General features: G+C 38.8%; 21 protein-coding genes. 13 read left to right on the top strand and 8 right to left on the bottom strand.

All coding sequences use genetic code 11. The annotated features are described in order from the left end of the window. Window positions 1–86 precede the first annotated feature (86 nt). Window positions 87–2,456 carry an ATP-dependent Clp protease ATP-binding subunit gene (locus HBN50_RS08230; protein ID WP_273869183.1) on the top strand — a complete coding sequence of 790 codons (2,370 nt, stop codon included), beginning with the start codon at window positions 87–89 and terminating at the stop codon, window positions 2,454–2,456. 146 nt (window positions 2,457–2,602) lie between these two features. Next, the gene (locus HBN50_RS08225) at window positions 2,603–3,244 is read left to right on the top strand and encodes a hypothetical protein (RefSeq protein ID WP_273869182.1); all 642 of its coding nucleotides are present in this window, start codon (window positions 2,603–2,605) and stop codon (window positions 3,242–3,244) included. 27 nt (window positions 3,245–3,271) lie between these two features. Here the strand turns inward: HBN50_RS08225 and HBN50_RS08220 are convergent, their stop codons facing one another. Beyond that, window positions 3,272–4,396 (bottom strand): endonuclease/exonuclease/phosphatase family protein, encoded by a 1,125-nt coding sequence (locus tag HBN50_RS08220; protein ID WP_273869179.1) that lies wholly within the window; start codon window positions 4,394–4,396, stop codon window positions 3,272–3,274. A gap of 114 nt (window positions 4,397–4,510) precedes the next feature. On the opposite strand from HBN50_RS08220, the gene HBN50_RS08215 reads away from it, so the two are divergent. Beyond that, on the top strand, window positions 4,511–4,870 hold the full coding sequence (locus tag HBN50_RS08215) for a Crp/Fnr family transcriptional regulator (RefSeq protein WP_273869178.1): 360 nt from the start codon (window positions 4,511–4,513) through the stop codon (window positions 4,868–4,870). On the opposite strand, the gene HBN50_RS08210 is transcribed toward HBN50_RS08215, so the two are convergent. Together HBN50_RS08210 and HBN50_RS08205 are read right to left on the bottom strand one after the other, a co-directional pair. After that, a complete protein-coding gene (locus tag HBN50_RS08210) occupies window positions 4,867–5,424 on the bottom strand; it encodes a leucine-rich repeat domain-containing protein (protein WP_273869177.1) in 558 nt (185 codons plus the stop codon). The genes HBN50_RS08215 and HBN50_RS08210 overlap by 4 nt on opposite strands. Window positions 5,425–5,433: 9 nt before the next feature. After that, complete coding sequence (locus HBN50_RS08205; protein ID WP_273869176.1) at window positions 5,434–8,838, bottom strand: hypothetical protein; 3,405 nt, start codon at window positions 8,836–8,838, stop codon at window positions 5,434–5,436. A 302-nt stretch (window positions 8,839–9,140) separates the two neighbouring features. Between HBN50_RS08205 and HBN50_RS08200 the strand changes: the two genes are divergently transcribed. Then, window positions 9,141–9,578, top strand: coding sequence for a hypothetical protein (locus HBN50_RS08200; RefSeq protein ID WP_273869175.1), 438 nt, complete (start codon window positions 9,141–9,143; stop codon window positions 9,576–9,578). Here HBN50_RS08200 and panD read toward each other — a convergent pair. Genes panD through pgsA form a run of 3 tightly spaced genes read right to left on the bottom strand, consistent with a single transcriptional unit; the run spans window position 9,575 to window position 11,838 of the window. Further along, window positions 9,575–9,916 (bottom strand): aspartate 1-decarboxylase, encoded by a 342-nt coding sequence (gene panD, locus HBN50_RS08195; RefSeq protein WP_273869174.1) that lies wholly within the window; start codon window positions 9,914–9,916, stop codon window positions 9,575–9,577. The genes HBN50_RS08200 and panD overlap by 4 nt on opposite strands. 41 nt (window positions 9,917–9,957) lie before the next feature. After that, the gene (gene serB / locus HBN50_RS08190; protein ID WP_273869173.1) at window positions 9,958–11,154 is read right to left on the bottom strand and encodes a phosphoserine phosphatase SerB; all 1,197 of its coding nucleotides are present in this window, start codon (window positions 11,152–11,154) and stop codon (window positions 9,958–9,960) included. 3 nt (window positions 11,155–11,157) lie between these two features. Further along, entirely contained in the window at window positions 11,158–11,838 is a 681-nt protein-coding gene (pgsA, locus tag HBN50_RS08185; protein WP_273869172.1) for a CDP-diacylglycerol--glycerol-3-phosphate 3-phosphatidyltransferase, read from the bottom strand. A 158-nt stretch (window positions 11,839–11,996) separates the two neighbouring features. Between pgsA and HBN50_RS08180 the strand changes: the two genes are divergently transcribed. The 6 genes from HBN50_RS08180 to HBN50_RS08155 all read left to right on the top strand — a co-directional run bounded on the left by HBN50_RS08180 (window position 11,997) and on the right by HBN50_RS08155 (window position 16,425). Beyond that, window positions 11,997–12,728 carry a PilZ domain-containing protein gene (locus tag HBN50_RS08180; protein WP_273869171.1) on the top strand — a complete coding sequence of 244 codons (732 nt, stop codon included), beginning with the start codon at window positions 11,997–11,999 and terminating at the stop codon, window positions 12,726–12,728. 99 nt (window positions 12,729–12,827) lie between these two features. Continuing rightward, window positions 12,828–13,781 (top strand): class II fructose-bisphosphatase, encoded by a 954-nt coding sequence (glpX, locus tag HBN50_RS08175; protein ID WP_273869170.1) that lies wholly within the window; start codon window positions 12,828–12,830, stop codon window positions 13,779–13,781. A 14-nt stretch (window positions 13,782–13,795) separates the two neighbouring features. After that, a complete protein-coding gene (locus HBN50_RS08170; protein WP_273869169.1) occupies window positions 13,796–14,221 on the top strand; it encodes a type II toxin-antitoxin system RatA family toxin in 426 nt (141 codons plus the stop codon). A 10-nt stretch (window positions 14,222–14,231) separates the two neighbouring features. Next, window positions 14,232–14,555: a hypothetical protein gene (locus tag HBN50_RS08165; RefSeq protein WP_273869168.1), complete on the top strand. Its 324-nt coding sequence runs from the start codon at window positions 14,232–14,234 to the stop codon at window positions 14,553–14,555. A gap of 5 nt (window positions 14,556–14,560) precedes the next feature. Next, on the top strand, window positions 14,561–15,283 hold the full coding sequence (locus HBN50_RS08160; RefSeq protein ID WP_273869167.1) for a YggS family pyridoxal phosphate-dependent enzyme: 723 nt from the start codon (window positions 14,561–14,563) through the stop codon (window positions 15,281–15,283). A gap of 191 nt (window positions 15,284–15,474) precedes the next feature. Continuing rightward, the gene (locus HBN50_RS08155; protein WP_273869166.1) at window positions 15,475–16,425 is read left to right on the top strand and encodes an isopenicillin N synthase family dioxygenase; all 951 of its coding nucleotides are present in this window, start codon (window positions 15,475–15,477) and stop codon (window positions 16,423–16,425) included. Window positions 16,426–16,431: 6 nt separating this feature from the next. Here the strand turns inward: HBN50_RS08155 and HBN50_RS08150 are convergent, their stop codons facing one another. Continuing rightward, window positions 16,432–17,358: a hypothetical protein gene (locus HBN50_RS08150; RefSeq protein ID WP_273869164.1), complete on the bottom strand. Its 927-nt coding sequence runs from the start codon at window positions 17,356–17,358 to the stop codon at window positions 16,432–16,434. Between the two features lie 235 nt (window positions 17,359–17,593). On the opposite strand from HBN50_RS08150, the gene HBN50_RS08145 reads away from it, so the two are divergent. The 3 genes from HBN50_RS08145 (at window position 17,594) to HBN50_RS08135 (ending at window position 24,104) form a co-directional block, all read left to right on the top strand. Continuing rightward, window positions 17,594–22,945, top strand: coding sequence for a hypothetical protein (locus HBN50_RS08145; RefSeq protein WP_273869162.1), 5,352 nt, complete (start codon window positions 17,594–17,596; stop codon window positions 22,943–22,945). Window positions 22,946–23,007: 62 nt separating this feature from the next. Then, a complete protein-coding gene (locus tag HBN50_RS08140; protein WP_273869161.1) occupies window positions 23,008–23,874 on the top strand; it encodes a ParA family protein in 867 nt (288 codons plus the stop codon). Beyond that, window positions 23,871–24,104, top strand: coding sequence for a hypothetical protein (locus tag HBN50_RS08135; RefSeq protein ID WP_273869160.1), 234 nt, complete (start codon window positions 23,871–23,873; stop codon window positions 24,102–24,104). The genes HBN50_RS08140 and HBN50_RS08135 overlap by 4 nt, the downstream gene beginning before the upstream one ends. Here HBN50_RS08135 and HBN50_RS08130 read toward each other — a convergent pair. Then, complete coding sequence (locus HBN50_RS08130) at window positions 24,101–24,973, bottom strand: hypothetical protein (protein ID WP_273869159.1); 873 nt, start codon at window positions 24,971–24,973, stop codon at window positions 24,101–24,103. The two genes, HBN50_RS08135 and HBN50_RS08130, sit on opposite strands and share 4 nt — an antisense overlap. Between the last annotated feature and the right edge of the window lie 36 nt (window positions 24,974–25,009).

Genomic DNA, 25,009 nt, shown 5'->3' with positions numbered 1-25,009 from the left:
AAAAAAGCTTTTTTATTTTCTAGTCTTGACATTAGTTTTTTCGAACACATCTTAATAATAGAAATCACTTTTGATAGGGAGGATTTATGAATAAATTTGACTCAATCGTTGCAGGTGCGCTCGATTTAGCGCAAGCAGAGGTACTCAAGAGAAAGAACTCTGAACTATGGCCAGAGCATTTACTCTTTGGGTTAATTTCACACCCTTCTTCGTATCTCTCACGTGTCTTTAAAAAATATAAAAAGGATATCACTTTAGAACTTGATAAAATTCCAAGCGTTACCAATCAAATGGCGCTTGATCAGGTAAGAGCGAGCGCTCGCTTTTCTGAGTGGTTAACTTATGCTTCAAGTCATGCGATTCAATCTCAGCGAGATGAGATTAGCGAAAAAGATTTAGTTAAATTCTTACCTCAAGTTTTTAAAAACCTAGATCTCGACTACGCATTACTCTCTCTTGATTCTGATGAAGAAGAACATGAGGTCCCAAGCTTCCTTGTGAACTTAAACGAACTTGCTATGCAAGGAAAGCTAGATCCCGTTATCGGTCGAACAAAAGAGATTCGTGCTGTTATGGAAATTTTAGGGAGACGTTCGAAGAATAACCCCGTACTGGTTGGTCCTGCTGGGGTCGGGAAAACGGCCATTGTTGAAGGTCTTGCAGAGGCGATTGTCAAAGGAAATGTCCCCGATGTTTTAGAGGGCAAAGTTGTTTACACTCTCGATATGGGTTCTTTAATGGCGGGCACAAAGTTTCGTGGAGAGTTTGAAGAACGCCTTCAAAACCTTTTGAAATTTCTAAAAGCAAAGGCACAAGAGAGCATCCTCTTTATCGATGAAATGCATCAGCTTGTTGGTGCAGGTAAAACTGATGGTGCGATGGATGCTGCTAACTTGCTAAAACCGGCCCTTGCACGCGGTGAACTCAATTGTATTGGGGCGACAACTTATGATGAATATCAAAAATTTATTTTAGGTGATTCTGCTCTCGATCGTCGCTTTCGCCCTGTTCCTGTTAATGAACCGTCAAAAGAGGACTCTATTGAAATACTTATGGGTTTGAAGGAGAAACTAGAGATTCATCATGGGATTAAAATAGGTGAAGATGCTATCTATAATGCAGTTGTTTTATCTGACCAATATATCACAGATAAAAACTTACCTGATAAGGCCATTGATTTGGTTGATGAGGCCGCTTCGGCACTCAAACTATCGGCCGAGGCCATGCCTTCAAAATTAGTTGAACTCCAATCAGAGATTCGTCAGAAAAAAATCTATGCCCAAGTTGGCAAGCTTAAAGAAAGTGAATTGAAAGATATCGAAGTTCTCGAAGCTGATTTTAATAGCGAAAAAGAGAAATGGGAAAAAGAGGTCTATGCCCTGAAGCGTGTTAGTGATGTTAAGAATCAACTTGATAAATACCGTTTCGAATTAGAGCAGGCCGAAAGGAAAGGAGAGTTTGATAAGGCCGGAGAATTGAAGTATAGCGTGATACCCGAGCTCGAAAAAGAATTGAATGAGTGCTCTCACGATTGGGTTTTAAATAAAGTTAATATCGCTCAAGTTATTTCAAGACAGCAGGGAATTCCTGTAGAAAAAATTCTTAAATCGAAACAGGAAAATATCCTTCGTCTTGGAGAGTTTTTGACTGAGCGTGTTTTTGGACAGGATGAGGCCTTAAACGAAATCCATGAGACCCTTATATCTGCTCACGCTGGATTAACTGATCCTACGCGACCACTCGGCTCTTTCTTACTTAAAGGTCCAAGCGGAGTGGGGAAAACAGAAACGGCCAAGGCGCTCACTCAATTTCTCTTTGATAGCGAAGCGAATCTTCTGCGATTTGACTTATCGGAGTATTCACAAAAGCATGATGTCGCAAAGCTCATTGGTGCTCCTGCCGGTTATATTGGGCACGATGACGGAGGTATTTTAACAGAAGCAGTGAGAAGAAAACCGTATTCAGTTATTCTCTTTGATGAAATTGAAAAGGCACATTTCGACTTTTCTGATATTTTGTTGCAAATTCTTGATGACGGTCGCTTAACAGATAACAAAGGAAGAACAATTGACTTTAAAAATACTATTATTCTTCTGACGACAAACTCTAAGAATATTGAGCACGATTTTAAACCTGAAGTCCTCGGTCGTCTTGATGCTGTTTTAGACTATCATGAATTGGACGAGTCGATCATGGAATCTCTTGTTCTAAAACAAGTTAAACTTCTTAATGAGAGGCTTTCTAGCAAAGAGGTTTCGATTGAATTAGATGAATGCTCTTTAAAAGAAATTGCACTAAAGGGGCACGATCCTCGATTTGGAGCAAGACCACTTCAAAGTGTATTTAATAAGCTTGTCACAAGACCTCTTTCTAAGCTTATTTTAAAAGATGAGTTAAAAAGTGGGAAGTACACTCTTTCTTGGTCTAAAAAAGATCAGTCCATTTCTATCCGTTAACCTGTCATAGAAGGCCCCCTTAAAGGGGGCACTCTTTTAATTCTGATAGCTTATCTAAATGAATTTCCTATAATCTTTACAAAAAGTGTCGTTAAATTATTTGAATTCTTTATATTCTCATGAAAAGACTAAAAAGGATGATTTTCATGAAAATACAAAAGCTTCTCGTCATTTACTCGCTTCTTATGTGTTCATTGGTTGATGCAAGAACGCTTATCAAGGCCGAAGAAACAAAGTATCGCTACATTGTGACTCAGAGGCTTGAGAATGGTTTATATGAGTTTTCTGAGTGTGCTGGTGAATATCTAGAGGAGTTAAGTTGTTCTAGACTTCCAGGAATCAATAGGGCCTATTCAGCTCGAGAGATTAAGTCTCTTGCTGATATGAATGAAAGACAGGCCTACTATGCTGCTGGTGCTGATGTTGCCATTGTTGCCGCCTCTCTCTATTTTGGTATGATTCTCGCCGCGAAGGCCACGGCCGCATACTATGTTGCAGCTGGGGCAAGTCTTGATGGGGGAGTTGCTGCTATTGGTGGAGTTCTTGGAGGAACAAGCTCTGGTGGAGCTGTTTCTAGTGTTGTAACAATAAGTGTTGATGCTCTTGATCCTTTTGTTCATCGCGATGTTTCTATTGCTCTAGAAGAGGTGATTGGCATTGCAAGTGATTCAAATTTAGAAGATGTCGAAGCAAAAGAATATGGTGAAGATGTGATCGTTGAAATAGAAGATATTAATTACGATCAACTTAAAAATAAAATCATTTCTCAATTAGAAGATTTAGATTAAAAAAAGCTCCTTTTAAAGGAGCTTTTTTTATTCCTGAGTTTCTATTTGGAGACCATAGTGATCAGAAAGATTTTGTGGTTTGTCATCGATAAAAATTAATTCATCAAAAACTCTTCTTTTCTCTCTTATCATAACATTTCTCGTTAAAATATGATCAATGGCAATTGGTGAAGCTGTCGGTGACAAGAGACTGTTGTCTGGGCAAAAGGTACATCCAACAGGTGATTCGTAAAATGGATTGAAAAAATCACTTTCTAGAATTTGGTTACATGAATTTACCATGGCATCTTCTAGAGGAATTGTTGGGTTTGAAAAACCACAATTGAGATCACCTAAAATATAAGTGGGTCTTGATTCTTTTAAAAGTTCTTTATCATTGAGCAGGATAGATAACTGTTCTTTATTTTCTTCTTCCCAATTTTTGAAGTCCCCTGTGTAAGGAGCTTCCCCTTCAAGATTTGCCGTCAAGTGAGTACATAAAACAGCATGTTCTTTTTGATCTTTTTCAATCGTTACTTTAAGGGCCCTTCTTCTATTGAGAGTAGCGATTTTAGAAAAATCGACGACTTCTTTTTTAATGATTGGATACTTTGAAAAAACCATGAGTCCATCAGAACCTCCATAGGCAAAGAGACCTTGGGCCCAGAGTGGGTTTAAAAGGGTAAAGATTGCTTTTACAGGAGATTGTCCCACTTTTGCCATAAGGGCGTTGGCACAATCTTTATTATCTTTTTTCAATTTAATAAGTGAGTGCTGACATTTATTCATTAAGCAGCTTGTAGACTCATCGCTTGGAAGATTAGAGCAATTTTTTAGAAGACAGGTAACAAATTTATCTTTTCCAAAAAGGTTATTCACCTTACAGCTTGGAGCTCTTTGAGTTTTTGTATTTTTTATTTTTGTAAAAAACCAGTGCGGGTAAGTTTCTTTTAATACATCGTGAAAGAGGTAACGATCATTTTTTTCCCAGACCTCTTGCAGACACAGTACATCAGAGTCATGTTGCTTGAGAGAATTTAAAATAGGGTTAATTCTTTTACTCGCTAGCGGAACATAGCCATGGGCAAGGCCTGTGTTGTAAGTTGTTAATTTTAGAGCATATGAGCTTTCAAATAGTATCAGAGTAAAAAAGCACAATAAAGTCTTCATCATATCGATCCCCTTTTATGCTATTCCTACTTAATCTATTGTCATGAGTAAAGACGATTTCTTTATTTTTTAGAGTACAACCCTTGCTAAGTATCTAAAAAGTATTAAAATAAAATTATGAGTGATCAAATTGTTCTACATTCAGGAGAGTATCTCGTTCGTCATAAAGAAGAGTCTTCCACCATGTTTTATCTCAAAGAAGGGGTTCTTGGCGTCTTCGATACTAGAAGTGGTGCTCAAAGTGCAAAAGAAGTGCAAATTGGCACGATTTATTCAGGTGAACTTGTAGGGGAGATGAGCTTTCTCGATCAATTGCCTCGCTCGGCCTCAGTGAAGGCCATTAATGATTGCGTTTTACAAGTTATTCCAAGAGAGCGTTTTCAAAGAATCTTCGATGCACAACCAAAGTGGTATCGTATTTTGATCGTCACTTTACTAGAGCGTTTAAGGGCCACAAATAAGCGCATTCGTATTTAAAGCTCTATTCCAAAGTGATCAAAAATTTCTTGTTTCGTTTTTTCTGTGAGAGGATTTCCATCAAGACTTAAGTGATTTATTTTTTCTAAATAGTAGAAGCTCTCAGGTAAATTTTCAATTAAGTTACAATCTAAATTAAGTCGTTGAAGATTTTTCAATTTCTCTATCTTCGAATCTACTTTGCTGATTCGGTTCCCGTTGAGATCGAGAACTTTTAAATCTCGCATTTCATAAATATCAGAAGGGATTCTTTCTAAATTGGCCTTGGGCATGATGATCGTCTCTAGCGAGTACTTGAAATTTATTTTTTCAATTTTTGAGTTGATAATTTTCAAGTATTTTAAATTGTAGAAAAGACTTATTTCACTTGGGGGGATCCGCAGATCCTTGACATTAATTGTCAGTGCACTAATTGATACGGGATTGATTTGCTCTTTAAGAAATGAGAAATCTACGTGTTGATGATTACGGGCAATGACTTCAATATGAGTGATCGAGTCAAGTTGATTTGTCTCGATCACTGGCCTTTGGTTTTTCTTTAATCTTATAGTCAAAGTCTTCATTTAAGGTAGAAGAACTGAGTAAGCAGATTTTTGATATCTCTTCGATACGATATTAAAAAGAGAAGGCCCCGCTTTTGGGTGAGCAACATTCTTATAATTATATCCATTTGATCCGTAACTTCCTGCTCCATTCGCTCCGTAGCTACCATAACTACCGTAACCATTTGAACCTGCTTGAGTTGTTCCAACTAAGTTCCCTTGCATATCATAAATACTCGTTGAGCCATCCTCGTTCGTTTTAGCTTTATAATCGACACCGTCCTTTTTAAAGAAGCTAAATTCACTTCCTGTGTCGTCAAAGTCTGTTTTATCATAACTAGAAAAATCGAGATTAATTCCTTTTTTTCTATTCTGGTATTGCTCATCTACTTTTTTATTGAGTGCGCTCTTTTGTGAAGAAGAGAGAGAAATAGCACTTGGTATATTTGAGCTGGCCGATGATGAGGCCGAGTTTGCTGATGAACCTGAGTCTGAAGCTGTTCCATTTAATGATGCATGAGAACTCGATCCAGAACTATTTCCATTGCTAGCGCTATTTGAACCATTAGAGTCAAACGACTTAGAAAGATCTCCGTTTGCATTTCTACGACGATTGAGATCGCCAAACTGATTCTTATTTGCTTGAGAATTAGAAGTAGATGAACTGCCACTTGTTTTGTCTTGTGATGAATCACTGAGTTTTTTCGATGTATTTCTACTTCTTATGGCGCTCTTTTTTGTCTGTTGTATATCAACAGCGCCTGCTGTATTCGCTCCCATAGAGTTTGATTTAATGAGTGCCTTGTTCTTGTTGGCCGTCGTGTTATCAAGTTCGATCGTTGGAGCTTTAAAATTCAGTCCTTTCAACGTCGTTGCTTTTTGACAAGCACCACTTGCACATTCCATGGTTTTAACAGTTTTAGCTTTGCTCGTATCTTCTTCAAGTCCTTGATCTCCAAGCTTCAAATGGCTTCTTGTTCGAGCGAGAAGTTGAGCGTACTGATTGGCATAGATTGTCGACATGGCAATCGTATCATCCATATAATCAAGGTTTGTATTGAGAAGGTTCATAATTTGTTGCATGTAGACGATTCTCGTTTCTGGAGCAGGAAAACCAGTGTCTGTGACGATCTTTTTACCACTACTTTCATTGTAACTCGATGATGTCCACTGGTATGTGGTCTCACTCTCTTTTTTCATTGGAATGAGATTCATCTTTTTTGGAACTGTCGGTCTGTAGTCGATCATCTTAGAGGCATTGAATGTTTGTAGTCTCCAAGCACCAAGCTTTTTTGTTAAGTAGACATCATATGATCTGGCCTGAGAGTTGAGCCCAACATCATTTTTCATATTATCTAAGCGATCATAGAAAGAACCACCATAAGATCTTCTTTTGGTTGCCCCTTTATCTAATCTCTTTTCATAAGTGGCCTTATCAATAATTTGTTTTTTTCCACTTAGAGGAGGTGCCATATCTGTCAATTCCCAAACAGTATTTTTATCGTAAATAAAAGGGATCTCGTCGGTAATGTCCATTAGAGAATATCCATCACTTGGTCCCATTGGATCTCTACCTTTTCCTTCAAAGTCTATGACTGTAATCGCCTCAGTTGATTCTCCTGGGTAGTTACAAGCAAGGTGACCGTGCATTTTTGATTCTCTTAACTTCTTTTCCCACTTTGCAACATCTTTATCTGCCTTTTTCTTATCCTTTCTATGCCACAGAAGAATCGCTACCGCTGCAGCGTAAGCACTTGGACAACTCCAACTCGCACAAGTTGCAAGCATGGCAACAACGGCTATGTAAATGAGAATTGAGTTCTTAGCTTTATTTTGCCAGGCCTTTGCTCTTGCAAGTTGAGCAGTAGCGGCCGCGACACGAGAGACCTTGGTTGAATACTCCATCATCGCCGCATTATAGGCATCAGTAAACATAGTCTTTACTTCTTCTCTGTGTACTTTTTTAAGTTTTGCATTTGTTACAAGATTATTTTGTAAATTGGCCGCTCTTTCAATGGCCTTGATTTGTTCATCTTTATCATCATCAGGATTCGGGTCATTAATGAGCATTCCATCGCGACCTGCAAATGTCTGACAATTTGGTTTAATTGTTGAGAGGTCTTTACCAATGAATTGTGGATACTTTTGGCCACCATTGGCCTGATCAGCTTTAATGTCCTCAATGCCTGTACAAGAGAGGTAGCAGCCTGCTGTCATTTTTGTAAACTCAGTTCTCTCATTAATCATTGCTGCCATGTAGTTTGCAGATGCTGCTTTAAAGAGTGGGTATGACTTTACTTTGACATCACTGATATCTTGGCAACGAAGTTGGCTAACTGCTGAGCTTGATGTTGCTAAGAGATCAATATCATTTTCAATTCTCATGATATTGGCCGGGTCTTGATCAGATGTTTCGGCCAGTTGTGTTTTTAGTGAGTCCCAAATTCTAAAGTCGGCGTTATTAGACATTTGAAGGTTTTGTAAGTTTTCACGTGACTTTCTCTTAGCAAGTTCTAGTCTCTGCATGGCATCCTCTAATGCCTTTGTATTTTCTTGTTCTTTCGCTGCTATTTCATCATTCAATAACTCATAGGTCTGTTCAGCGGTTTTCCCTTGAGCATTGGCCTTAGATACTGCTTGGTCTGCATTGGCCGTCATTCTTCTACCATCATTCATAATAATTTTTCTAATTGCATTTTGTAGAAATTTAATTCTGTTGATGGTCAGCTGTAAGTCTAGCTTGGAGTCGGTGACTTCTTGCTTTCTTTTTGCATAGACTTCATTGTTACATTTATAAGATTGTCTTTTTCCATCGTCGTCATAGCAATTTTCAAGGGCCTTTTCGGCCTTATCAATCCTTGCGTGCTTAGCTGGCATAAGTTGTTCAAGCTTGTACATTTCACGTCTCATCTCATCGCGCTTAGCAAGAATTGTTTCTTGATTTCCTGCTAATGGACCAATCCCACCTGTCAGAGCGCCCATTGTTCCACTTTGCTGATCGAGTTTTTGTCTAAGTGATTCAATTGTTTCAAAATGACCTGAGTCTCGGGAGTAACTTTGATTGGTGAGACGCTTTTCAAAGACCTCAGCATCTTGCTTTATTTTTTCATTGTGAACGCTTACTGCTTCACAACCACTTGTCGCTACCAGTTGTTCTGTTTCAGAGGCGAGGGCCTCTTTTTCTGCTTCACTGAGGGCGTTGAACTGTTCGAGAGCTGTCATGTTTGGATTATTGGTTGTAATGACTCTCAACTTGTCGAGACCAACATTTTCTCTTTCAACGTTTTCAACAAAATTTTCTTTTGCTCTTTCGATCCTCTCAGCATTTTTTTTGGCGTTGTGTTCAATTGCCCAAATGAAATTTGGTGATGACCAAAGTAATGCATGAGTGAGAATTAGTTTTGTCCATATCTTTTTTGTTTTCATAAATTGCCTCAAGCGATAATCCAACATCTCTTAACTCTATTTTTCACTAAAGAAGAGTTAGGGCCTAGGTGTTCTTATAAAGAATATTGAAAATTGTGTAATATCTTGTACTTACTTGTCGGTTTTTACTGCTAATTTATTAAGTTTCAGCGGCAATATATTTTGGCGATGATTGAAAAACATAAAAAAACTCTAAGTCTTGGATTTTAGAACCGATAGGAGAGAAAATTGGAATGATTGAAGGATTTTTTTTGCTCTTTAGAGCATTGAGATTATCCTAAGGCTAGATTCTAGGAGCAAATATGAGATCTTTTATAATAGGTATTTTTATAACATTATTTATAAGTGTTTCTGCTCATGCTGCCGTTTTGGATATTATGAGCTGTCAGGAAGATATTCAAAAATATTGCGTGGATAATAAAAAATCTGATTGCGACTTTTCAACTATTAAAAGAGAGTTGCTCAGTAAGAATGTTATTAGTCGCGCTTGTTATAATGAGTTGGTTAAACAAGAAGAAATTATTAGAAAAAGTGCTGTGGCAGATTGCTTAAAGATTATTGAAGCCGTTGGCTGTAATAAGCATCTTCAAAGAGATAAACTCACTCAGCTTTCAGCAATTAGCACTAAAAAGTTAGAGGCCTTTATAGAAAAGGCCGAAAGAGATTATAAAATTTGCCTTATTAAAAAGAAGTCGACACTTCCAAGAAAATGTCAGGAAAGTCTCGACCTAGAACTTTAAAGATAGCTTACAAATTTATTGGATTCATCTACAAGAATACACTTGGGCTCGATGGGATCATTTGAAAATTGGAATCCAATAATGATTACTTCTTCACCCTTTTTTATCAGGTGAGCAGCTGCACCATTAATGCAGATCATTCCTGTGCCTCTTTCTCCCGAGATGACATAAGTTTCAAGACGAGCACCACTTGTATTGCTGACAATCAGAACTTTTTGTCCCGCCCAAAGATCACACTTATCTAGAAGGTCTTGATCGATTGTAACGCTGCCAATGTAGCTTAAGTCAGCTTGCGTGACAGTGGCCTTATGAATTTTAGACTGTAGTAATTCTCTCATGAGGCCGATTATGCACTTTTTTTGAGGCTTGGCAATAACACTTATCTTTCTTCTACAGGTCCAGGGATTCCAAGAAAGTAGAGAATAGATGTCATTGGCCCATGAGACATGTGTTGAGAGGCCTTTTTCTTAACGACTTCTTTTGCGTGAAAGGCAATTCCAAGGCCTGCGGCCGCTAACATGGGAAGATCGTTGGCCCCATCGCCAATTGCGACGACTTGTTCCATATTGATGCCCTCTTGTTGGGCAATTAATTTTGTTAACATGGCCTTTTGCTCGGCATTGACAATTGTTCCTTCGATTTCACCTGTTAATTTGCCATCAACAATTTTTAATTCGTTAGCAAAGGCGTAGTCGAGTCCAAGTTTTTCTTTTAAGGCGTTAGCAAAATAGCTAAACCCACCAGAGATGACGGCCACTTTGTAGCCAAGTGACTTGATCGTTTTTATAAAATCTTCCACTCCAGGAGTTAGAGGGAGTTCATGAAGGATTTCTTCCATTTTTTTCACTTCTAGTCCTTGAAGTTTAGAGACGCGCTCCCTTAGGGCCTCGTTAAAATCGATCTCTCCGTTCATGGCCTTTTCTGTAACGAGCGAAACTTCTTCTCCTACTCCGTAGACTTTAGCCATTTCATCAATGACTTCAGCCTGGATGAGAGTTGAATCCATATCAAAAACGATCAGTCGTTTTGCTCTTCTAAAAATATTGTCTTTTAAAAAGGCGACATCAACTCGATGATCATTGGAACACTCAATAAGTGACCCCTTCACATTGTTAATATCGACATTTGTTGGAACAGTCGTCAAAATTTCAACCGAGCAAAAATCATCGGGTGAAACTCGGTCAATGCGATGAATGTTAATGTTGTTGCTCGCTAAAATTAAAGAGACATCTTTCATAAAGCCCGATGTGATAACATCTTTTGCAACACAGTTAAGAATAAATTTCTCTCCGTGCTCATGGTATGTGATTTGATTATCTTCAAGAATTTTATAGGTGAGATTGAGATTGAGCTTATGGCAAAGAAAGAGAAGTTCTTTAATGACGTGATCATCTTTATCGTTGTCTTGAAGGTTTAAAACAAAGCTTAAAGAGAGCAGCCCATAGGTAACTGATTGACCCATATCGATAATGGGAACTTCAGACTTTGAGACGATGCTCATTAATTTATTAGTAATCCCAGGATGGTCGGCACCTGAAACAGTAAATAAGATATTCTTCCCTGAATTTATCGCCATGTCTTATTCCTTTATTTGAAGGTCATCTTCATTAAGAGATGGTCCCTCATTTTTGATTCTTTTTTTCTCTTTTCTGTGGGCCTTAAACTTCTTTAGAAGGCCTGTTGAATATTCAAGAGCTGAGTAGAGTGAAAATATTGAAGCGAGAACGATAAGCGTAGTTCCAATAAGAGGCATAGGGATGCCAAAAGGATAGTCATAGGCCATGAGAAAGGGAATGGCCAACATTTGAGTTGCCGTTTTCCACTTACCAAATTTTCCAACGGGAACATTGAATCCACGCTCTTTGGCAAGGAGCCTAAGACTTGTAATATACATCTCTCTTAATACTAATATGACGACAATGATGGGATGTACTCTTCCAAGGGCATCGAGTAGAATTAAGCTTGAAACCACTAGAAATTTGTCAGCAATGGGATCGAGAAAAGAACCAAAGACAGTCACAATTCCTCTTTTTCTTGCAATATAGCCGTCAAAGAAATCAGTAATTGAAGCACCGACAAAAGTCCAGGCCGCAATGTAACCGAAGAGATTGTGATATTTTTCAATCCACTCGCCTTTGAGAGAGCAAAGAAATAATGCTCCAATAACGACGGGCACGAGTAAGATTCTAAATATTGTTAATCGATTGGGGAGATTATCAATTTCCCACTCTTGTTCTTGATTGATTTGAGCTTCAGTCATGAAAATCCTTTATTCAAACTCAACTATTGTACCATATTCTCGCAAAAAAGATTGCCTCTTGTGAAGAGTTATTCTCGCACAGTGGTGCCTTTTTCCGACTTATAATTGATCTGTGATCGGTTTATTCTAAATTGAGTTCAATGTTAAAAGGAAAAAATATGCAAAGACATCTCAACCTAATTAAAAACGAAATTGAAGAGACTGAAAAAAGGGTGTTCCCACGCTTTCCCTTCAGTTTTTTAACATTTAAGAGCGACCGAGCAGATCAGTCGGATTTTGTTTTTGAGGTTGTTGATATTTCTTTTACGGGTATGCAGTTGCGCTTAAAGTTTGGAACTCATGAATATGAGACAAATGACACGATCTCTGGTGTGATTCACTGGAAGAGTGCCTCTCTAAATATGAAAGGAAGTGTGAAGTGGATAAGTGAATCACGTTTAGGTGTACATTTCGATGAGCAAAGTGATTTTGAAAAAGAAATTCATAATTTTCTTTCAATCGATAATGTTATTTCTTGCATGAGACCTCTGCATGCTCAGGCCTCAGTTGTTGACCTTCCAAGTAATTTAAGGTTTTGGTTAAGAGCAGATGGTCCTTTCGAAGTTTTTGTTTGGTCACATAGTGATAATGAACTTTCAAAGTTTCAAATTATCACTATGGAGCACTTCATTGAATGGGAAGATGGCAAAGGACTTAAGTCAGGGAGAGTGCTTTCAAAAAGAGATTTGGACACTCCTCTTATGAGTGAGGATGAATTTGTCTTCTCGATTGATCAGGGTTTTGATCTGGAAAAACTTAGTTTCGCTAAGCGCATTGTGGAAAGTGTTCCCACCGAGTATCTAACGCCTGAAGTTAAAGACTTTTTACTGTTAAAATTAGGGGCCAATTAGGCCTCTTTTTTTTGTTTGGCCCTTCCCACTTTGCTGTTCGATCTCTATACTTTGTTAAGTACTTCAAATAAAAGAAATAAATATTAAGGAGCAGGTTTTATGAACCGCAATTTAGCATTGGAATTTGTAAGAGTAACAGAAATGGCCGCAATCGCATCAGCACGTCTTATGGGGCGTGGGGATGAGAAAGCTGCAGACCAAGCAGCCGTTGATGCCATGAGAGCGATGCTCGATTCTGTTGAGTGTAACGCAACTGTCGTTATTGGAGAAGGTGAGAGAGACGAAGCCCCAATGCTCTACATTGGTGAGAAAGTTGGTTCCGGAAACGGGCCAGAGCTTGAAATCGCACTTGATCCTCTCGAGGGAACAACTGTTTGTGCAACTGGTGGTTACAATTCAATTTCTGTTATGGCCATTGCTGAAAAGGGTGGTCTATTAAACGCTCCAGATACATACATGCAAAAGATTGCTTGTGGTCCAGAGGGAAAAGGCGTTATCGATATTCGCGACTCTGCCGCTGAGAACCTTAAGCGTCTTGCTGAAGCTAAGAAATGTCGTGTTCAAGATTTAACGGCCGTTATTCTTGATCGCCCTCGTCACGCTGAACTTATCCAAGAAGTTCGTGAGGCCGGTGCTCGTATTCAACTCATTGGTGATGGTGATGTTTCTGCAGCGATTGCAACTTGTAATCCTAACTCAGGTGTCGATATCCTTTTTGGAACAGGTGGTGCTCCAGAGGGTGTTATCGCAGCAGCAGCTCTTCGTTGTACCGGTGGTGATTTTCAAGGGATTCTTCGTCCAAGAAATGATGAAGAAATCGTACGCGCGAAGGCCATGGGTGTTGAAGATATTAATAAGATTTTTTCAATTGAAGAACTTGCAAGTGGACCAGTTATGTTCTGTGCGACAGGTGTAACAGAAGGAAACTTTTTAAAGGGTGTACAATTTAAGCCATGGGGTGCCATTACTCACTCAATGGTTATGAGATCACAGTCTGGAACAATTCGTCACATTTCAGCTGAGCACCACTTTGATACAAAGCCACGTTATTAATTAAGGAAGACATAATGGCAAAAGCACAAAGAAGTGAAACATTTGATGTCGCAATCGACAAAATTTACAATGTCATCGTTGATTACGCCTCTTATCCTGAGTTTGTTGAAGGGGTGAGTTCGGTTGAAGTTTTAGAGCAAAATGATCAAGGGGCAAGAGTGAAGTACTCTTTAAACCTCATTAAGAAGTTTAGCTATATTCTTACTCTTAAGCACGATAAACCAAACCGTGTTAGCTGGGACTTTGAATCAGGTGATCTTTTTAAAGTGAACTCAGGTTCGTGGGAACTTAAAGATAATGGCAACTCAACAACAGATGTAACTTATTCTCTAGAAGTTGATGTAAAAGGATTTGTTCCAAAAGCAATTATCAATAAGCTGACTGAAAGCTCACTTCCGGCCATGATGAAATCATACTGTCAAAGAGCTAAGGGACAATAGGGAGTACCTTATGAGTTCTGAGCAAGATAAAAAAGAAAGCGGACTTTCCGATGTTATAAAAAAAGTTGTCTCCATAGGTGTGGGGGCAGCTTTTATGACAGAGGAATCGGTTAAGAATATCCTTCACGATCTCCCACTTCCAAAGGACATTGTCACAGGCCTTTCTGCCAATGCTAAACAGGCCAAAGAAGAATTCATTGTCTCTATGAGAGATGAAGTTTCAAAACATTTAGCAAAAGTGGATCCTAAAAAGCTCATTGAAGAAGTTCTTGAAAACTATGATGTTGAAGTTGAAGCAAAGTTTCGCTTCAAGAAAAAGGAAGATCAAGAGTAGTTATCATGAGCAGAAGAGTTGAAATCGGATCTAATCTTGAGATCGTCAATCGCCGTATTGAAAATACTAAGTCCATGGGAAAAGACGTTTGTCTTGTTGCTGTCACAAAGTATTCTAAGTTTCATGATATCCAGCTGGCCTATGATGCCGGTCATAGAGACTTTGGTGAAAATCGAGTCAGCGATCTTCTTGAAAAGGCGGAGATGGCCGAAAAAGAAGGACTGCACGATATCAATTGGCACTTCATTGGTAACCTTCAAAGCAATAAAGTAAAAAAATTATTTGGTCTCTTATCTTTGCGCTACATTCATAGTGTGGACTCAAAAAAACTTCTCGAGACACTACATCAAAGAAAAGATGATATCGTCTCTTCGAATGTCTCTTATTTTCTTCAAGTAAATACATCTGCAGAAGAAGAGAAAAGCGGCCTTCAAACCTACGATGAACTTGCTGATGCCGTTAATTACGCTCTTAAGTTTGATGGTGGGACGCCTCTTAAACTCGCTGGGCTCATGACTATGGGAAAGATTCGAACAGATGATTTTCGAGATGATGCTAGCAAGTGTTTTAAAAAGTTAGTCTATTATAAAAAGCTTCTTGAAAGAGACTTTCCTATCAAGCTCAAGCTTTCAATGGGAATGAGCAATGACTTTGATCTTGCCCTAAAAGAAGGGGCCGATTTTATTCGCGTTGGCTCTAAAATCTTTAAGTCCAACAATAATTCTTAGTTATTAATATCTAACTTTTCCTCTCTTTAGATAATTTATAGCAAAAAAATCGATAGTTGACTCGTAATGTATTGATTATACTAATATAGCGCTATGTTAAAGTTCTGTTAATACGTTTGGAAACGTTTGACTTCAATTTTGAGTCGTCCTATAAAACCATCAGAAATAAATTCTTGAAGGGGAATCATAAAATGAGTGAAACAGTAAGAAAGGTACCAGAGTTAAGCCTTTTAAGTTATGTAAATGGATCTGAAAGCGACAGAAAAGAATTTGTCGACAAGCTTTTTATTGGACTTAAGGATTACGGTTTCATCGTTTTAACTGATCACACTGTTGACCAAAAAAAAGTTGATCATGCTTATGAACTCTTAAAGAAGTTCTATGCTCAACCTGTAGAAGTTAAAATGAATTACTGTGGAGATAATGGTGGGCAAAGAGGTTATACTCCTTTTAAAACTGAGCACGCAAAAGATAATGAGAATCCTGATCTCAAAGAATTTTGGCACGTTGGTCGCGAACTAAGTGCGACAAGCCAGTATAAGGGTGTTTATCCTGAAAACGTTTGGCCAGATAGTGAAGTTCCAGGTTTCAAAGATGCTTTCATGTCTTTGTATTCGGCCATGGATGAAACGGCCAATCATCTTCTAGAGGCCATTGGCATGGCACTTGATTTACCAAAAGATTTTTTTGCTGAGATGGTTTCTGATGGGAACTCCATCCTAAGAGCAATCCATTATCCGCCTACTGTTGGTGAAGATACAAAAAGTTCTATTAGAGCAGCAGCTCACGAAGATATAAATTTGATTACAATGTTAGTTGGTGCAACGGACAGTGGTCTTGAGTTACTTGATAGAGATGGAACATGGCTTCCTGTTCAATCAGCTCCTGGCCAAATCGTTGTTGATACGGGAGATATGATGTCTCGTATCACTAATGATGTTCTTCCTGCGACAACACATAGGGTAGTAAACCCTAAGGATGACAATAGTGAGCGTTATTCAATGCCTTATTTTGTGCACCCTCACTCAAATGCTCTTCTTAGCTGTATTGCTTCATGCATAGGAGAAGGAGCGAAGTATCCAGATATTACAGCTGGTGACTTCCTGATCCAAAGGCTAAAAGAAATCGGTCTCTACAAGTAAGAGACCTTAGAATTTGAGTCCAACGGAGAGCTTGGCGGCCAAGATATTTGTTTGCTGAGCTTCTCCATCCGAAAACTCTTCTTTAGCAGAGAGAGACTCTAAGCTCGCCTCAAAAAGAAGATCCGTCTCTTTAATAAAGTCAATTTCAGCGCCTAAGCGAACACTTGGTAAAATGTAGGCGAGTCCGGTTTTTGTTTGTTCATTGACGGCCGTACTACTTTGTCCAAAACCTAAACTCAGTCCTGCGTAATATGATGTGGTCGCATCATTTCTGTGACTAAAGTGGTAGAGAACATCGAAGAGGACAAATGTTCGAACTGTAGAGATGGCGAGATCTGCAGTTTCTTTTTTCAGTGTCTCACTGTCATAGCGAAGACCAAGGCCTAGCTCTATTTGTGGCCAAAATGATTTAGAATAAATTCCCTCAATCTGTACTCCTGAGCGAGTGGCCTGTTCGTCTTCAACTTCACTTGTTGATTCTTTTAAACCTTGGATGAAGTTCGATTTAAGTGTCACAAAAGTTAGGCCACTTTGTCTTAGCAGAGATGACTTGATCTTGTTTCTCTTCTCTATCATTTGAACAATAGGGATTTCTGTCCAAATACGTTCGACTGATTTTGATAAAGTCACAAATTGATTTCTCTTAAAAGGGATCAGGGCATCTTCTTCAGTGATAGTCCACTGTGAGTAATCGCGGTTAACTGTAATTGCTCTAGCGAGAATCGTGACGTTCTTTGTTGAAAAGAGTGAAACTTGTCCAGGTAAAATTCCATCAGATTTTCCAAGTTGAATGACAAATGACTTTTTAGATTCACTAATCGTTTTGATGATAATGAGATTATCATTTGGATCGTAATCCTTATCAAGAAGGTCTTGGCCGAAGGTGAAACTTGATAAAAATAGGATAATTATAAGAGCAAATAATTTAGTCATATACTCATTTTAACTAAAAGGGCCGCCTCTCCCAAGGTGGCATATGTGTCCAGTCGCAAAGTTTTCTAGGCAAGGCGAGGATTGAAAAATTGTTAATAGAACGAGGGCATATGGGTTAAGTTGCCGATAATATTGATTTTGTTAAGACTTTTAATAGAGACGCTCTAATGATGGCACAATGAAAGGGGTAGTTGAGTGAAACTCTTTGAAATAAAAGGGAATTGTTTCTAAGGCCATGGAAAAAATATTCGATAAGTTTAGTGGAAAATTATCGGTTGGGTTTATGAAAATTGGGATTTTATTCATTATTTCTTTAGCTCTTTTCAGTTCTTGTACTCCAGAGAAGGGAAAAACAAAAGTCAGTTGTGACTTTGGTGAGGCCTTTGATAAGGTTTCTCAAAAATGTGTTAGTACGCGATCTGCTCCTGCCACGACAATTGATAATATCACTTTAGAAGAAGATTCAGCTCCAGTTATTCACACGCTTCAATACAATGATCCAAATGGTGATAAGGCAGAGTACTGTCGAGTCGAAGAGTCTAGTGCTCAAATTGAAGTCGTGGCCCCTGTTGTCTTTGATGATCTCTACTCTCAGGCAAAGACGCTTTATAATTATGCGGATGTTGTTCAAGATAAAGTAGAAGCTCTTATTGCTCCTTCAACTGGTTCTGTTGATGTTCTTATTGCGCAAGTTGAAACGGCCTTTGAAGATCTAAAAGTTTCCACTCTCAACAGTGAGATTGACTCTCATCTTAAAACGATTTTAAATCGTGCGACTCAGATTGCTAATGTTGCCAAACAATACACTGTCACAAGTTCTTATGGGGATTCTCTTGAGAGTTTAGTGAATGACTTTGCCAGTGTTTCACGTGATATCGAAAATAGATGTCAATGTGTTGGGGGAGTCTGCCAGATTGCCGTTAAGCCAGTCAAGAATGCTTTTGGAGAATTTGGAATTACTTATGTCATCGTAGATCCAATCGATGGAGAGTCAACTTCATCGCAAATATCAATTAATGTTCAAAGAAAAAATGATATCCCTGTTGCAACAAATGTTAATGTTGCTTCATTTACGGAGCATACAACATCCCTTGCTAGAGATTATTCTCTCTATTTTTCAAATGCTCTCGATGATATTGATGGAAGTATCGTTTCCATTGATATTGAACAACCTGCACTTGGAAGTGTTTCTGGTTGCCAGGTTATTTTTGGAACAGATCTCTCTTGTACATACAGATCTGTTGATGGAATATCTAATGGTGTTTCGGGCGGTGTGGCCTCGAATAACTTAGGAAATATTCGTTTTGAGGCCATCGCTTATGGTTCAAGTGGTGATTCAATTCAGATTAATTTTCTTGAAAAAACAAATATTGATTTCAAAGAAGAAATTGAAATTAGTGTAAGTGCACAGACGATCAATGTTAAATTTTGGCCTAATGCTAAAACTGCGACAGAAATTAGTGATGCGATTAATGCCGACTTTTATGCTGGAAAGCTTGTTCAAGCAGCTCCTCTGGCCTCTCAGGGGTCAGTTATTCAAGTGCCTAATCAATCTGTAGTCTTAAACTCTTCAGTTGATGCATATACAAGCTTTCGTTACAGAGTTCTTGATAATGATGGAAGTTTTTCAGAATACGCAGTTGCAAATATCAATATCGTTGCTAACGATGATGCTCCTGTTTTAAATACAAGTGGCGTTACTTTCTCATCGACTCCAAGTCATTTTACAAGCTTTACTCTCAATGTTCCTTTTACTGATGAAGAAGGTGATGCACTTAATACAACGTGTAGCATTTCTAGTAATACGAGTTTTCATGAGGAGTCAGCCTGTACTTGTTCTAATGTAACAAATCTTTGTAGTATTGATCTTAAACCGAAGTATTCGTTGTCTGGAAATTTAAGTTTAACACTGGGAATTGCTCAAAATTCAAATCCTGCTTTAACTGATTCAGAATCTATTACCATCAATGTCGCAAGTGCTCCAACTCTTGCTCCATACCCTGTTAATCACACTGCAAGTGGAACTGAGAGTTCAACAGCACTTGTGACAACTTCTGATTACATTAGCGTTAGTACGGGAGCATTTATCGATAGTGATGTTGATCCTGTATATACTTATACAATTGATAGCGCTCCAACTTGGGGAACTCTTTCAGGATGTTCTCTTCAAAGTTCAGGTGCCACAAGATCTCTAAATTGTACTTATATTCCATCTAATGGAAATATCTTCGGAACATCAACTGCCGGAGTTTCAAGATTTAATCTTGGAACGGGGGCGAGCTGTTTAGAAGTAACGGCACTTGTTGGCGGAACTTGGTCTAATGCCATTACGATTCAAACAATTGATCAAGTTGATATGAGTTCCAGTGAGATTTTTGCTACTGTTGATGGCTACGATATTCAACTTTATATCGACTCTGGAAATACAAATTGTCAGCAAATTGCAGATGCAATCAATGCTAACCCAAGGGCCGCTGGAATCATTTCTGTAACATCACCAAGTCCCTCAACTCTCGTCTCAGCTATGGGTTCTAGTGAAGCGATGACGGCCAATGTTCAAGTGATACCAGTTAATGGTGTTGATTCATTCACGTATTCTATCTCTGATGGCTCTCTTAGTTCTCACTCTGCAACGGTTATGCTTGATATAAGTGCTGTTAACGATGCCCCTGTTCTTTGTCAGTATTCTAGTTTTAATGAAGCGCCAGAGTGTAACAACCTCAACGGTTGTATCGGTACAGGATCTCCTGTCGGTTCAATAACTCCAAAGACCGTAGGGATTCGCTATTACGAGCAACAAACGGCCACTTGCTATGTTTCAACAGGAACAAGTTCTAATAATGACTGGCAAGTTGCTACTGATGATGGGATTGAAACAATCACATTAACTCAGCGTGAAGTTGCGACAATAAAGAGAATTCGCATCGATGAAGGGGGAGGAACTCTCGGTGGAATCGATGAAGATTCTGAATCTTTACAAATCGTTTCTCTAACGAGTTCGGATACAAACCTTATTCCTGCAGATGCTTTCAATGTTAGAATTTATCATGGAACTAATGAAGTTCTCTCTTCGGGAGCTTATTCGAATAATAATATAGAAGCAGTGACAACTAATAGTAGTGATAGTGAAGATATAAAAATTGTTATCACACCTGTCTCTTCTCTTGTTGGTGAAAGTGATCTCGTTCTCACATTAAGTGATGGAACAAATACAGTTGATCTTAGCTTTAAGGTTGTCGTTAACGATGTCTCTGCAACTCACGGGAACTGGGAAAATGTAAAGGCCCATGGCCCGCTTGTAAACCGCGTAGGAATTGTTAGTAATCAAAACTATTCATGTTCTTACAGTAAAAATTCATGTAACGGTGGAGGCGAGTGTCAGGGAACTCTTGATCCAAGTGTCGTTTCCAATGCTATTGCAGCCGATGGACAAAATGCTATTTATTATAAGAGTGATACTAATGAGTGTTACGTTAGTAATAGTCAAACGACAGGTGATTGGACGAAAGTAGAAACTTATTGTCAGGCATCCGCTTCTGTTTATGCTTCGGGGTGTACCGGAGAATCATGTATTGGAAATGGATCTCCGATTGGATCAATTACTCCACAGATGGTCGATACTCAGTATTGGGATCGTACAAATAATATTTGCTACCAGGCCACAGGTACAACGAATAATGACTGGAAAAGCTACACGGCCACTGGAAATGTTTTCTTAGATTGGAGTGCTTTCAGTGTAAATGGTGGATCTATTGTTGGTTACAATGTTTATAGAAAAGCTCCTTTTGAAGAGTATGATTTTGAAACGCCAATAAATAAAAGTACAATTAGTGCAATACAGACTTATTACTATGACAATGAATCAAATTCACATATTGCGCCTACTCCTAATACTGTTTATCAATATCAAGTTAAGCCAATAGTGCTTGAAAATGGTACTTCAAATCAATTTGTTGCTCCTACTACAGAGATCTTTCAAAACTTAAGAGTTCTCGTTCCAGGAGATAATAAGTCTTTGGTTCATAGATGGATGGCCAATAAAACTCAATGTGAAAAAATGCTCTTAAGCCCTGATAGTTCAAATCACTATCGTTGTGCATACGAGGGGTTTGGTGGTACTCATAATGTACCTGGTTCCAATTACTATGATCTTGGAAGTGATCTGATTGTCGATCGTTTTGAAGCGGGATGTCCTTTTTCAAAATCTCCTGCTTGTACATTTTCTCCTGATGGAACTTGTCTTGGAATTAATGTTCCAAGTGCATCTGATAGTGCTGTCGATGGAACAATCTTTTATGCTAGAGAATCGGGGAAGTGTTTAATTAGAAATGCTGGTGCATGGAACGAATTTGATGGAACACAAAACCTTGCTGATTATAACAGAATGGAATTACCTCCGCTTGTACATACTGCTCAGAGACAGGCCGATATGTTTTGTAGAACTCAAAGCGTTTCTAATATTGTTGGGAATTGTAGTTTCTCTATTAAGTCTTGTATTGCAGCAGCGAATCCAAACACAAGAGAAAACTGTATCGGACAAGCAAATCCAAATGGTCTCTACACGGCAAACGCTGGGGACTTCTATTACGATGAATCTGCCAAAACTTGTTATGGTACGGCCGACGGATCGACATGGGTAAGTTTAAACTCGAACATGGCCGGTTCAAGTAGAGCGAAACTTCCTTCAAGAAAAGAGCAAATTTCTTATTCTGAATGGTATTTGACTTCAAGTTCTACTGAATCTGGAACTAATGATCTTCTCGACTCGACGGCAACGAGCTATGAGTCAGGATTAGGGCTTGATGTTCAGGCCAAGTGTAACACTTCAAGTGCTGATGGACTTGGTGACTTTTTTACTGATTCAGATTCTCCAAATAGTAATGCTCTCTTTACAATTACGGCGACAAAGAGCTCTTCTGTACGCTCTATTATGACAGGGAGTGATTATACAAATACATGTGTTTCTAAATTTGGTCTTCAAGATACGATTGGTAACGTATCAGAGTGGACGGCCGAGCGCTTTATCTGTGCAAATGGAGCTTATACTTGTACACCAATTCTCGACTCTGCTAACTCGGTTTACGAACTTAATTCAACGACAAACGATTTAACTTATGCTGATGGAAGCGATAGTGTTGTGAATTATAATTTCGATGGCGATGTAGGACCTTGTGATGACAATGGTTCTGGCTGTGGAGCTAACCTTGAAAACTGGCTCTTTAGAGGTCTAAATTTCAATGCGTCTCGCTTTTCTGTTGCGATGGGACTTCCAATTGATGGTTCAATTCCAACAACGTTCGCAACATCTGAGGCCCTTAGCTCTTTCGTTCAAATTGGAACATCTTCTGGGATCACGCTTTCTCAATTACATGAAGACAGTATCAATGTGAATATGAATGAAATAAGCGCTACAACAAATAGTTCTCGTTGTGGAGGTCTTGCTAGTGGTGGTAGTTATCTCGATGGAAATGGTGCTGGAACATATCACTTTTCTTTAAAACCATGTGAAGATGATGCTGATACCACTGGGCGCTTTGCCGATGTTGGTTTTCGCTGTGTCATCCCTGCTGGTGGTTATCTTGACTAAGATTTAATATTTCAAAGAGAATTTCTTGTGATAAGATCCCTTCATGCTTGGAGGGATTTTTTATGGGTCTATTTTTTAAAAACCGAGAAACAAATGAAGCCAATTCCGATCTTGACCAAAAGAAGATGGGGAAGGTTATCTCTTTTTTAAATCAAAAGGGTGGTGTTGGGAAAACAACGCTTGCTTTCAATACGGCCTATGCACTAAAAGAGCAGGGAAAGAGAGTTCTTTGTCTGGATCTCGATCCACAGGCCAATCTCAGCCATCTTTTTGGAATAGATGAACTCCAAGGATATTCACTATATAACCTCCTTTTAAATTCTGTGCGCGAACTTAGAGGACTACACAGCTCTTGCCTTGTAAGTGATCTACTTACAGAAAAAGATGGAATTGATATTCTTCCGGCAAGTGGGGATCTCTCAGGTTTTGAATTAACGGTGGCCGCCATCTCTTCGCCTAGACAGCTTATTTTAAAAAGGTTTATCGAAAAGAATGCTCTAAATACTCTTTATGATTATATTATCATCGATTGCCCTCCAACTCTTGGTTTGCTTGTCATTAACTCTCTCTGTGCAAGTGATGGAGTGATTGTACCTTTTAGACCAGATGATTTTTCGAGAAAGGGTCTTCTCGCTTTAAATGATGTGCTTGAAAATATTGAGGATATGGGTGTCGTAGAAGTTCCTAAGATTATTGCTCACGTGCCAAATCTTGTGGATGCGAGAAGAAAGCAAGAGGAGATGGATCTCTCGACCATTGTTTCTGGATTGGAGGAAAATCTGGTCATGGAGCCGATTTACAATAGAGCGCAACTTGTGAAGGCCCTTGGGCAGAGAAAGTCAATCTATAGCTTTCAGTCAAAAGAATTTAGGCCTCTTCAAGAAAGTTTCGATAAATTAGCAAATGTCATTGAGGAGTGGGCAAGATGAAAAACCCTTTATATGTTGTAACAAATAACGGAAAAGATGTGGAACAAGTTGCCAACTTTTTCGAAGTTATCGTTAAGAAGCTTGGACTTGGGCCTATTATTGATATCTTTAATGAACTTTTGAAGAGTCTTTTTGAGCAAGTGAATAGCTATGCCATGCTCCTAGTGATTCAAGAGTTTATCGATAATCTTGTGGCCAAAATTACGAAGCTCTTTCCTTCTCTGGCCTAGAGTTTGTAGCTAATTCCAATAGACATTTTTATGCCACTAAGTCCTGTTAACTCAAGCTCACCTTCATCTGAGTCAAAGGCATCGAGTTCCTTTACGCTATAGCTGTACATGGCAGTATGAGCAAAGGCCCCCCATTTTGATGCGGGAAAAAGTCTAGCTGTCGCACCGATTGAGCCTCCAAAGAGAACCCCTCGATTGAAACTTGCATCACTATTAGGATCTTTAAATTGAATATCTCCACTCAGGTTGATTGTTCCATTAATTTCAAGAGAAATGAAGTTCGTAAAAAAGATATTTCTTCCAAGAATTCCATCAATGGTAAGAGTCTTCATGCTGAGCTCTTCTTGCTTAACTTGCATGAATGTGACTCCAAGTCCAAAGCCCCATTTTGCTTCAGGCGCACGGTGATCGATTGAAAGAGAGTAGCTTGTTGCCGAGGATGCCGTTTCATTGTAGGAGTTGGAAACCTCTTCCCACTGAGATCCTAGTCCAACGCTTCCAAGAGAAAGGGAAACAAAGTTATTCTCAGAGAGTTTATCAATATCCGTTTTAAAGAGTTCATCGACATCGTGCTCTCTAATCTTTCTGTGTCCTGTCTCATTGACATCACTTATTTCATCTCCAACTTTGACATCTTTAGCCTTGATATAGGCAATTCTTCCGGCCACTGAAACGGGGTAAATCTCTGCATTTCTAAGAGAGCTAGAGCCCACTTTGATTTTTTTTCCATAGCTAACAAACCCTATTGGGCTAGTCATCTCGATATCGGCATAGATGATGGCCTTGCTCGATACGACTGTCGCCAGTTTGGCAGCGAAAACATGAAAGGAAACAAGCGCTAAGATAAGCGATAAACATAATTTTTTCATATGATTATTATAAAAAATAATCAATTATTTTACTAG

The sequence above is a fragment of the Halobacteriovorax sp. GB3 genome (genome assembly GCF_028649655.1).
Taxonomy (GTDB): domain Bacteria; phylum Bdellovibrionota; class Bacteriovoracia; order Bacteriovoracales; family Bacteriovoracaceae; genus BSW11-IV.
This window is presented reverse-complemented; position numbering and strand designations above follow the sequence as displayed.